Source organism: Serratia sp. M24T3 (genome assembly GCF_000257645.1).
Lineage (GTDB): Bacteria > Pseudomonadota > Gammaproteobacteria > Enterobacterales > Enterobacteriaceae > Rouxiella.
In genome coordinates this window covers 50,770-61,212 of the sequence record NZ_AJHJ01000028.1, presented here as the reverse complement: position 1 = coordinate 61,212, position 10,443 = coordinate 50,770, and the positions used below count along the sequence as shown (strand labels likewise).

The 10,443-nt window shown below is 52.6% G+C and carries 8 protein-coding genes; 2 read left to right on the top strand and 6 right to left on the bottom strand.

Going from position 1 to position 10,443, the window contains the following annotated elements; translation table 11 throughout:
• Positions 1–968: 968 nt before the first annotated feature.
• The 6 genes from gsiD to SPM24T3_RS18130 all read right to left on the bottom strand — a co-directional run bounded on the left by gsiD (position 969) and on the right by SPM24T3_RS18130 (position 8,040).
• Positions 969–1,889, bottom strand: coding sequence for a glutathione ABC transporter permease GsiD (gene gsiD, locus SPM24T3_RS18155; RefSeq protein WP_009638257.1), 921 nt, complete (start codon positions 1,887–1,889; stop codon positions 969–971).
• An 8-nt stretch (positions 1,890–1,897) separates the two neighbouring features.
• Positions 1,898–2,818 carry a glutathione ABC transporter permease GsiC gene (gene gsiC / locus SPM24T3_RS18150; protein WP_009638256.1) on the bottom strand — a complete coding sequence of 307 codons (921 nt, stop codon included), beginning with the start codon at positions 2,816–2,818 and terminating at the stop codon, positions 1,898–1,900.
• A 169-nt stretch (positions 2,819–2,987) separates the two neighbouring features.
• Positions 2,988–4,526 (bottom strand): glutathione ABC transporter substrate-binding protein GsiB, encoded by a 1,539-nt coding sequence (gsiB, locus tag SPM24T3_RS18145; RefSeq protein ID WP_009638255.1) that lies wholly within the window; start codon positions 4,524–4,526, stop codon positions 2,988–2,990.
• Between the two features lie 57 nt (positions 4,527–4,583).
• A complete protein-coding gene (locus tag SPM24T3_RS18140) occupies positions 4,584–6,500 on the bottom strand; it encodes a dipeptide ABC transporter ATP-binding protein (protein WP_009638254.1) in 1,917 nt (638 codons plus the stop codon).
• Between the two features lie 73 nt (positions 6,501–6,573).
• Positions 6,574–7,587 carry an isoaspartyl peptidase/L-asparaginase family protein gene (locus SPM24T3_RS18135; protein ID WP_050956180.1) on the bottom strand — a complete coding sequence of 338 codons (1,014 nt, stop codon included), beginning with the start codon at positions 7,585–7,587 and terminating at the stop codon, positions 6,574–6,576.
• Positions 7,588–7,809: 222 nt separating this feature from the next.
• Positions 7,810–8,040 (bottom strand): DeoR family transcriptional regulator, encoded by a 231-nt coding sequence (locus tag SPM24T3_RS18130; protein ID WP_009638252.1) that lies wholly within the window; start codon positions 8,038–8,040, stop codon positions 7,810–7,812.
• A gap of 330 nt (positions 8,041–8,370) precedes the next feature.
• Between SPM24T3_RS18130 and moeA the strand changes: the two genes are divergently transcribed.
• Positions 8,371–9,615 (top strand): molybdopterin molybdotransferase MoeA, encoded by a 1,245-nt coding sequence (moeA, locus tag SPM24T3_RS18125; protein WP_009638251.1) that lies wholly within the window; start codon positions 8,371–8,373, stop codon positions 9,613–9,615.
• 4 nt (positions 9,616–9,619) lie between these two features.
• Complete coding sequence (gene moeB / locus SPM24T3_RS18120) at positions 9,620–10,381, top strand: molybdopterin-synthase adenylyltransferase MoeB (protein ID WP_009638250.1); 762 nt, start codon at positions 9,620–9,622, stop codon at positions 10,379–10,381.
• Positions 10,382–10,443 lie beyond the last annotated feature (62 nt).

The following is a 10,443-nucleotide window of genomic DNA, read 5'->3' as shown; positions in this document are numbered from 1 at the left end:
AAGAATCCCGGGCCCCTTTTCTCGTGACCAGATTGGTGCAAAAAAAGTAGATCTTTTCAGAGGCCTCTGTGCATGGCGTTGGCCACGGCCCTGCGGGCTGCCTTCACTCAGTCGGGAGCCAAAAACGTCTCCCTTTCCTTCGCTTAGCGTAGGCCTGAGGCCGCCAATAGTAGCTAAAAAGAAAAACCGGCAACTCTACGGCGGTCAAAACCCGATCTCACAAAGATAGGTCTCTTAGGTTTGTTCGAGACTAGATATAACTTTTGTTTTCGTTTCTGAATTAATAAAACCGATATGCACAGAATGTCACCTTCAAATGAAAGTCTTTGTCAGAAGAAAGGTCTTTTAACCTAAGCTTAGGTTGCCGGTTTTTCTTTAATAGCCCTGATTGGCGGCCTCGGGGCGGCGCTGAGGGAGGGAGAAAGACGCTTTTGGCTTTCGAACGAACGAGGGGACCGCGCAGCGGCGCGACCAACGCCACACACAGTGGCAACTGAAACGAACTCATCATCTGGTGCCGTGCAGCTAAACGACACCAAAGGGGCGCGGAGATGCAAGAGGGCTCGCCCTGGAGACCTCTTGCCCGGTTCCGGCGCGGCCGGTTAAATGACCATTGAAATGAGTGAACCGGAAAAACGCCTCGGGGATTATTGACCTTAAAAAGTCCGTGCGCAGCACCTAAAGCCTGTGCGCAGCACCTAAAGCCCGTGCGCAGCATCTAAAGCCCGTGCGCAGCACCCAAAGCGCGGAGATGCAAGAGGGCTCGCCCTGGAGACCTCTTGCCCGGTTCCGGCACTGCCGGTTAAATGACCATTGAAATTCGTGAACCGGAAAAACGGCTCAGAGTTTATCCGCCTTTAACGTCAGGCATTAGACCGCAACTCCGATAGCGCTCTGGGTCGCCACCCAGTAAGCGCTGCGCATGAAGTTGAATTTTGAAGTTAAGCCTTGTGCAGCAATATAAAAACCTAGCTTTTAAGCTTAGGATCCAGGGCATCCCTTAATCCGTCCCCCAATAAATTAAACGCCAACACGGTTAAAAATATCGCCAGACTGGGGAAAATAGCCTCGTGAGGAGCAGTAACCATGTCCGCACGAGCTTCGTTGAGCATTGCGCCCCACTCCGGCGTTGGCGGCTGCGCGCCCATGCCCAGGAACGACAGGCTTGCGGCAGTAATGATTGAGGTGCCGATGCGCATGGTGAAATACACCACCACCGATGACAGCGTGCCGGGCAGAATATGGCGGAACAGAATAGTCATGTCCGAAGCGCCAATACTGCGCGCCGAATCAATATAGGTGAGATTTTTCAATACCAGCGTATTGGCCCGCACCAAGCGAGCGAAGGCCGGAATACTAAAAATCGCCACCGCGACAACAACGTTCGCCATGCCATTTCCCATTACTGCAACCACGGCAATTGCCAGCAAAATACCCGGAAAGGCAAACAGCACGTCACAGACGCGCATGGTTACCCTGTCCCACCAGCCTTCATAGAAACCGGCCATCAGCCCCAGCACTGTGCCAATCGCCGCGCCGAGGATAACCGATAACACCCCGGCCGCCAGCGAGATCCTCGCGCCCATCAGAATACGGCTAAAAATATCCCGCCCCAAAGAATCAACGCCCAACCAATGCAGCAGCGAAGGCCCTTCATTCAAGCGGTCATAATCAAAGTAGTTTTCAGGATCGAACGGCACCAGCCATGGCGCCAATATTGCTGCGCCAATCAACAGAACAACAAATACGCCGGCGACCAGCGCAATATGCTGCTTGCGAAAACGTCGCCAAAAAGCGCGCCACGGCGTGCGTACCGGCTTACTGCTTACCGTTTCCTGTGTGACCAGTGGCATGGAGGCCAGCGCGGCTTTGCGTCGCCAGTTTTTCATGCGCTTACTCACTTGTATCGAATTGAAGGATTGATGACCGCATACAGCATGTCGACCAACAGGTTGATAAGGATAAACTCCAGCGAAAACAGCAATACTTCGGCCTGAATCACCGGATAATCGCGCATTTCTACCGAGTCGATAAGCAAACGGCCCAAGCCCGGCCAGTTGAACACTTTTTCGACAACAATCGAACCACCAAGCAAAAATCCGAACTGCAATCCCATCATGGTGACTACCGGAATCATCGCGTTACGCAGCCCGTGTTTAACGACCACCACCGATTCACGCACGCCTTTTGCCCGCGCGGTGCGCATGTAATCTTCCTGCATCACCTCGACGAAGGAGGCTCTGGTAAAACGAGCCATGATTGAGGCCACCGCTGCGCCAAGGGTGATCGAGGGCAAAATGTAGTTGCGCCAGCCATCCGCGCCAATAGTTGGCAGCCAGCCAAGTTGTACGGAAAAAATCTGCATCAGCAACATGCCCAGAGCAAACGCCGGGAACGAAATTCCCGATACGGCGAGTGCCATGCCCAAACGGTCAGGCCAGCGGTTGCGCCATACCGCAGATACCACGCCAATAATCAGTCCAAAAATCACCGACCACAGCATGCTGGTCAGCGTGAGATACAGCGTCGGCATAAAACGCGAGCTGATTTCATCGATCACCGGTCGTTTCGAGACCATCGACTGCCCAAAATCACCACGCAGTGCGTGCTCGAAGAAAATCAGAAACTGCTGCCAAAGAGGTTTATCAAGACCAAGTTCCTGACGCACCATATTCACCACGCTCTGATCGGCATCTTGCCCGGCCAGCATGCGTGCAGGGTCGCCCGGCAGTAGATGGACGAATAAAAACACCAGCACGGCAACAATCAGCAGCGTCGGGATTAGGCCGAGCAGTCGCTTTAAAAAATAATTGAGCATAATTAATCAGGATTTTTCATTAGATATTCTATTCACACGTTGTCCCATCGACGTTTTAAAACACCATCGCCCCTGGCTGCCGACACTCACTCCAAGGCTTACCAGAGCAAGTATCGGAGTGAGTGCATTGCCACCCGTAGATGAAATCCAATCGGACGATGAGTAAGGGCTATTTCACGTCTGCATTATCAAAGTTGAATGAAGTATCGGGCATCACGTAGAAGCCGGTCAGGCGCTTATTACTGGCTGACAGCAGGCGCTCGGTTGCCAGGAAAGCCCAGGGGGCATCGGCCCAGATACGGTCCTGCGCGTCTTTATACAGCTTGGCCTTCGCTGATTTATCAGTCGTGTTCAGCGCATCGCTCAAATCTTTATCGACCTGCGGATTGCTATAGAACGCAGTATTGAACTGCTTAGGTGGTGCAGATTGAGTAGCAAACAGCGGCGTTAGTGCCCAGTCAGCTTCACCGGTAGAGGCCGACCAGCCAGTGTAGAACATCCGCAGGCCCGACTCTTTCTGGCCGACGTTCTCAACCTGAGCGGCACGCTGCGCGGCATCAAAAGCAGTCACAGTGACTTTAATCCCTACCTGCGCCAGCTGCTGCTGTGCGAACTGAATGACTTTCTGCGCGGTGCTGGAATTGTGTGACGACCACAGCGTAGTAGTGAAGCCGTTTGGATAACCCGCCTCTTTCAGCAACTCTCGGGCCTTGGCCGGATCGTAAGGCCATGGCTGATATTTTGCAGAATATTCGATACTGGTCGGCAATGGCCCTTCAGCAGGCACCGCGTAACCGGCAAACGCCACTTTAATCAGCGCCTGTTTGTTAATGGCATAGTTGATAGCCTGACGGACTTTTAGATTATCAAACGGCTTTTGGGTAACGTTGAAACTGATGTAACGCTGCAAAATCGATGGCGAAGTCACCAGATTCAATTTGCTGTTTTTTTCCAGCAAAGCCGCCTGCTCATAAGGCACCGGATACGCTAAATCGGCCTCACCGGTTTGCAACATTGCAGCACGGGTATTGTTATCAACCACTGGCCGCCAGGTGATGGTGTCCAGTTTTGGCTCGCCTTTTTTCCAGTAGCCGTCAAACTTCTTCACTTTCACGAAATCAGTCTGATTCCACTGTTCCAGCGTATAAGGGCCTGTTCCGACCGGATGGAAACCAATGTCTTTGCCGTATTTGCCCAGCGCCGCAGGTGAGATCATCACCGCAGAAGGGTGTGCAAGATTATTAATAAAGGCTGAGAATGGCGCTTTCAGAGTGATCTTGACGGTATCAGCGTCAATCACCTCGGTTTTGGCAATCATCTTGAACAGGTTGTAACGTTTGAGATGGCTGTCAGGATTGCTGGCGCGATCGAGGTTAACTTTTACCGCTGCCGCATTAAAATCGGTGCCATCCTGGAATTTGATCCCCGGATGCAGCTTGATAGTGTAAGTCAGGCCATCCTGGCTCACGGAGTAGCTGTCTGCCAGCACGTTAACCAGCTTCATGTCTTTGTCAAAACCGAACAGGCCCTGATAAAACGATTTTGCTACCGCCTGAGAGAGCGTGTCGTTGGCGTCATACGGGTCCAGTGAGGTGAAGTTTGAACCAACTGCAATCACCACATCCTTCGCTGCCCAGACTGAACCGGAAGCCATTGCGCTAAGCATTACCGTCGCCAGAACGGCTCTGCGCATCATTTTCTGCTTCATACTGATTTCCTTTTCCTTAGACCCTGTCGATAAAGCTCCCTGTAAGTTGGGCGCTCCTTAATAAACGCCGGCAATAGCATGACGAGCAACGTAATGCCCCTCAGACACTTTCACCAGCGGTGCAATAATAGGCTCATCGCCGATCGCTCGGATCGGACTTGGGATTTCATCCACCAGCAGCGCCTGTTCAACACGTCGATGTTGCGGGTCCGCCACTGGCACCGCAGCCATAAGCTTGCGGGTGTAGGGATGCTGCGGATTTTCAAACACCGCCGCGCGTGGCCCGATCTCGACAATTTGCCCGAGATACATAACCGCGACGCGATGGCTTATCCTTTCTACTACCGCCATGTCGTGCGAGATAAACAGAAACGCGATGCCAAATTCTTTCTGCAGATCCATCAATAGATTGACGATCTGCGCCTGTATCGAAACATCCAGCGCCGACACCGACTCATCGGCAATCACCACTTTAGGATTCAGTGCCAATGCGCGGGCAATACAGATCCGCTGACGCTGACCGCCTGAAAATTCATGCGGATAACGCTCGGCGTGCTCCGGCAATAGCCCAACTTTCTCCAACAGCCATGAAACCCGCTCTTTTGCCTGTTCACGACTGCCAATTTTATGGACCAGCAGGGGTTCCATGATGGAATATCCCACCGTGAGGCGCGGATCGAGGGAGGCGTAAGGATCTTGAAAAATAAACTGAATATCACGTCGAAGATGTTGTAGCGCAGAACTGGAAAGCTGCCCGGCATGTTCGCCATCGAACACAGTTTTGCCGTTAAAAATAACTGAACCACTCTGGCTTTCGACCAGCCTGAGCAATGAACGCCCAGTGGTAGATTTGCCGCAACCGGATTCTCCAACCAGTGCCAGGGTTTCTCCGGGATAGATATCGAAGCTCACCTTTTCCACCGCGTGCACATAGCGGTTTATACGATTAAACAGGCCACTGCGTAACGGGAAACGAGTCACCAGACTGCGCACCTTCAAGATAGGAGCGGCACCTAGAGTTAAAGTCTTTTGAATCAAGGAGGAGTCATCAACGGGCTGATCGTTGACTTCGGTATTTAACAGCGGGAAACGAGCGGGTAGCCGAGTGCCTTTCATTGCGCCAAGTTTTGGCACCGCAGCCAGCAACGCGCGGGTGTAGGGATGCTGCGGCGCGGCAAATACGCGACCAACTTCACCGCTCTCAACACTTTCACCTTTATACATCACCAGCACACGGTCGGCGATTTCGGCCACTACGCCCATATCGTGAGTAATGAAAATCACCGCCATCTGCATCTCTTGCTGCAGCACGCGAATCAGTTGCAGAATTTGCGCCTGAATGGTGACGTCCAGCGCGGTGGTTGGCTCATCGGCAATCAGCAGCGCCGGTTTACACGACAGCGCCATCGCAATCATCACTCTCTGGCGCATCCCGCCGGAAAGCTGATGCGGGTAACTATCAAGAATATTTTGCGCTTCGGGAATGCGCACCAGCTCAAGCATGCGCAAAGCTTCTGCACGCGCGGCGGCATGGTTTTTGCCCTGATGCAGACGGATAGATTCGGCAATCTGTTCGCCGACCGGAAACACCGGGTTAAGCGAGGTCATCGGCTCCTGAAAAATCATCGCCATATCCGCACCGCGCAGCTTGCGCATCTCGGACTGACGGGCGGCAGTCAGGTCAACAATCTGCCCGTTACGACGCCTAAAATCGATTTTTCCCTGATGAACCTGGCCACCACCCTGCTCCACCAGGCGCATCAATGCCAGTGAGGTGGCGGATTTCCCGGAGCCTGATTCCCCGACGATCGCCAGCGTCTCACCACGTTTCACCTCAAAGTCGAGATGACGCACTGCCTCAATCGCCTGCCCCTCGTGCTCGAAACGAACGCTGAGACTGCGCACCGACAGCACTTGATCGTCAAGCATTGTCGGTGCCGAAAGCGCGTGCTCGCGGGAAATTGTCTGACTCATCACGACTCCTTAACCATGTACTTCTCCCTGAATTTCTTGAAACTCACCTGCTGATTAGCAATAACTTCAGATATTAACGATAAATTGCCACTTCTGGCGCTTTGCCAACGTAGGCAAAACCGCGATACATACCTTCGCTGTTAAACGGCAGGCGTACATTGCCGAAACGGTCGATGGCTATCATGCCACCCGAGCCTTCCAGCGCCACCAGCTTTTCCATTACCACTTTATCGGTGGCCTGTTCGAGTGTAAGTCCTGCGTACTCAATCAGCGCGGCGACATCATAGGCCGCGACTGTGCGCATAAATACTTCGCCAGTGCCGGTGCTGGAGACTGCGACCGTTTTATTGCTGGCATAGCAGCCTGCGCCGATAATTGGCGTATCGCCAACGCGGCCAGCCTGTTTATTGGTCATTCCGCCGGTTGAAGTCGCAGCAGCCAGATTACCCATAAGATCCAATGCAACGGCACCAACAGTGCCAAATTTGCGATCTGGATCTAAAGGATCGTCAGAAATATTGGCATTTAAGCTCGCCCCGTCATGATCAAGCATGACGCCATCGGTTTTCAGAGCGCGTTGCAGTTGATCGAAACGGTCCTGAGTGAAGAAATAATCTGCCGACACCATTTCTTGCCCGTGCTCACGCGCAAACGATTCCGCGCCTGCGCCGGTAAACATTACGTGCGCGCTCTGTTCCATCACTTTACGGGCGGTCAAAATCGGATTGCGGATGTGACTGACGCAGCTGACAGCGCCGGAATCCAGTGTGCGGCCATCCATAATACAGGCATCGAGTTCGTGAGTGCCCTGATGGGTAAATACCGCGCCGGTTCCGGCGTTGAAAAAAGGACACTCTTCCAGCAGGCGAACCGCCTCGGTCACTGCGTCAACCGCGCTGCCACCCGCTGCCAAAATTGCCTGCCCGCTGCTGACGATCTCTTCCAGCGCCTGTAAATAAAGACGCTCTTTTTCGGCGCTCATTGCCTGGCGAGTTATCGCCCCAGCGCCACCATGAATAGCAATTACCGCCACCGGTGACGTTGAATCAGGTGTTCCGCCTATCACTACAGTTTGAGATATGGTCATTTTTTCGCTCATGTGCCACTAAGGCCGCCTAAAGAATAGTCCAGGATTTCGACTATATTTAGCCGTGCAGAGTATGTAAAGCTGAAAATTAAGTCCATCTTGATGAGGCTAATTGCTTAGATTATTTATAGAAAATAACGCGCAGGAATGAATAACCGACGGCGGATAAAACGAAAAAAGGAAAACCAGCGGCGCTGATTTTCCTTCTTGATATTGAGGGGCTCAACTATGAGAGACGCGCTGCAAGCTATTGATCCAGCCATAGGAAGGCGGTGGATCAACGCGACGTGCCCTACCATGGCGGCGTTGAATCAATCCTTTGTCTTGCATTTCGTTGAGGTCACGGCGAATTGTTTCCAGACTCACCTCTAACCAAAGCGCTAACTCATTAACCTGAACTACCTCATGTTGATCCACCAATTTCAGGATGGCCTGATGGCGGTTTTTTTTCATCACGATGCAACTCCAGACGCAAAAGACAATTTTATGTGACACCCATCACACAAAGGCCAGTAATAATACGCCGATTGCAGGATCATTTATGCGATCGATCTCATTCTTTTAGAAGATTTTAAGAACTTTTTAAGCTTAAGATTGCTGATCTGCTGCTATTCAGATCTTAAAAATCGCTTATACGTTTAGAAACGTTCAAGTCACTGAGTGCTTTTCGTTAGCCGTTCGTTTGGGCGCACAGGGCTTTCTCTGGCATAATCAAAGGATATTTCTCACCATCAACCGGCTCGCCTTTTGCCCCTTCTCGGCCGGTAATAAAAGGGTTTAATGATGGAAAACACGTTTACCTCGGGCCTGATTTCGCTGCAAGAAGCGCTGGACAAAATGCTCTCGCAGACCTCGCCGTTAACTCAGGCAAAAACTGAATGGCTGCCACTTACCGAATCCGCAGGCCGCATCACCGCCAGCGCGGTGCGTTCTCCGGTATATGTACCTCCGTTTGATAATTCGGCTATGGACGGGTATGCCATTCGCAGTGCGGAATATCGCGAAGATGCCGTATTCACCGTGGCCGGTAAAGCCTTTGCTGGCGCGCCTTTCAACGGTGAATGGCCTGCCGGAAGCTGCATCCGCATCATGACTGGTGCGCCCGTGCCCTCCGGCGCAGACGCGGTAATCATGCAGGAAGAAGCGGAGAAAACCGATGCGGGCGTGCGTTTCACTGTGCCGGTTGAAAAAGGTCAAAATATTCGTCTTATCGGCGACGATATCCGTCAGGGGCAGGAGGTTTTAGCCGCCGGCGTGCGACTGGGTGTAGCTGAACTGCCGCTGCTGGCTTCTTTGGGAGTTGAGAAAGTCGAAGTGAATCGCCGTCTCAAAGTGGCGGTATTTTCCACTGGTGACGAGTTACAGCCGGTCGGCACGCCATTAGAAGAAGGCCAAATTTACGACACTAACCGCTTTGCGGTTCACCTGATGCTCGATCAATTAGGTTGTGAAGTGTTGGATTTAGGCATTATCCGCGACGATCCGGCAGCGCTACGCCAGGCTTTCCAACAGGCCGACAATTATGCTGACCTGGTTATCAGCAGCGGTGGTGTCTCAGTCGGCGAGGCTGATTACACTAAGTCGATGCTCGATGAAATCGGCCAGATTGGCTTTTGGAAGCTGGCGATTAAACCGGGTAAACCTTTCGCCTTTGGTAAATTGAATAACGCGTGGTTCTGCGGTTTACCCGGCAATCCAGTTTCAGCCGTGCTGACTTTTTATCAGTTGGTGCAACCGTTGATCGCCCGCCTTTCTTCACACACTGACTGGCGCTTGCCGCCGCGCCTGCGCGCCAGAGCGGCGAGCAACTTTAAAAAAACGCCTGGTCGTCTCGATTTTCAGCGCGCGGTGTTTGTGCATAACGCGCAGGGCGAACTTGAAGCTCGAACCACGGGCCCTCAAGGTTCACACGTGTTCAGCTCCTACAGCCTGGCTAACGGCTTCGTGGTGCTGGAACGCGAGCGCGGCGACGTGGCGGTGGGCGAATGGGTCGACGTTGAGCCATTCAATGCCTTGTTAAAAGGATAAACCGATGACACTGCCAGAGCTAAGCGATGCGGAAACCCTGCGCTACAACCGGCAGATTGTGCTGCGCGGTTTTGATTTCGACGGGCAGGAAAAGCTTAAAGCCAGTCATGCGCTGGTGGTGGGTCTCGGCGGGCTGGGTTGCGCCGCCGCGCAGTATTTGGCCGCGGCGGGGGTTGGCGCGCTTACCCTGCTCGATTTCGACACCGTTTCGCTTTCTAATCTGCAACGCCAAATCTTGCACAGCGATGCGCGTATCGGCTTAAAAAAAGTCGACTCAGCAGCCATCGCGCTGGCAGCGATTAATCCCCACGTCATTCTTAATACTGTCGATCATCAACTCGATGCCGAGCAACTTTTGAAGCTAATCGACGAATGCGACATCGTGCTCGATTGCACCGATAACGTCGAAACGCGCAATCAGCTCAATAAAGCCTGCTTTACGCTAAAAAAACCGCTGGTTTCTGGCGCGGCAATCCGCATGGAAGGGCAAATCAGCGTTTTCACCCACCAAGACGATGAACCTTGCTATCGCTGCCTGAGTCGGCTGTTTGGCGAGCAGGCGCTTAGCTGCGTGGAGGCTGGAGTTATGGCACCGTTAGTGGGCACTATCGGCAGTTTGCAGTCTATGGAAGCCATCAAGCTGCTGGCGGGCTTCGGGGAAATTAAAAGCGGCAGATTGCTGATGTATGACGCCATGACGCTGCAATTTCGTGAAATGAGGTTGGCGAAAAATCCGCATTGCGAGGTTTGTGGCAAATCAGCTTAGTCCCCATCGCTGATTTAAAGCATTAAAAAAGCCGGTTATCAAAACCGGCTTTTTTTCTATTG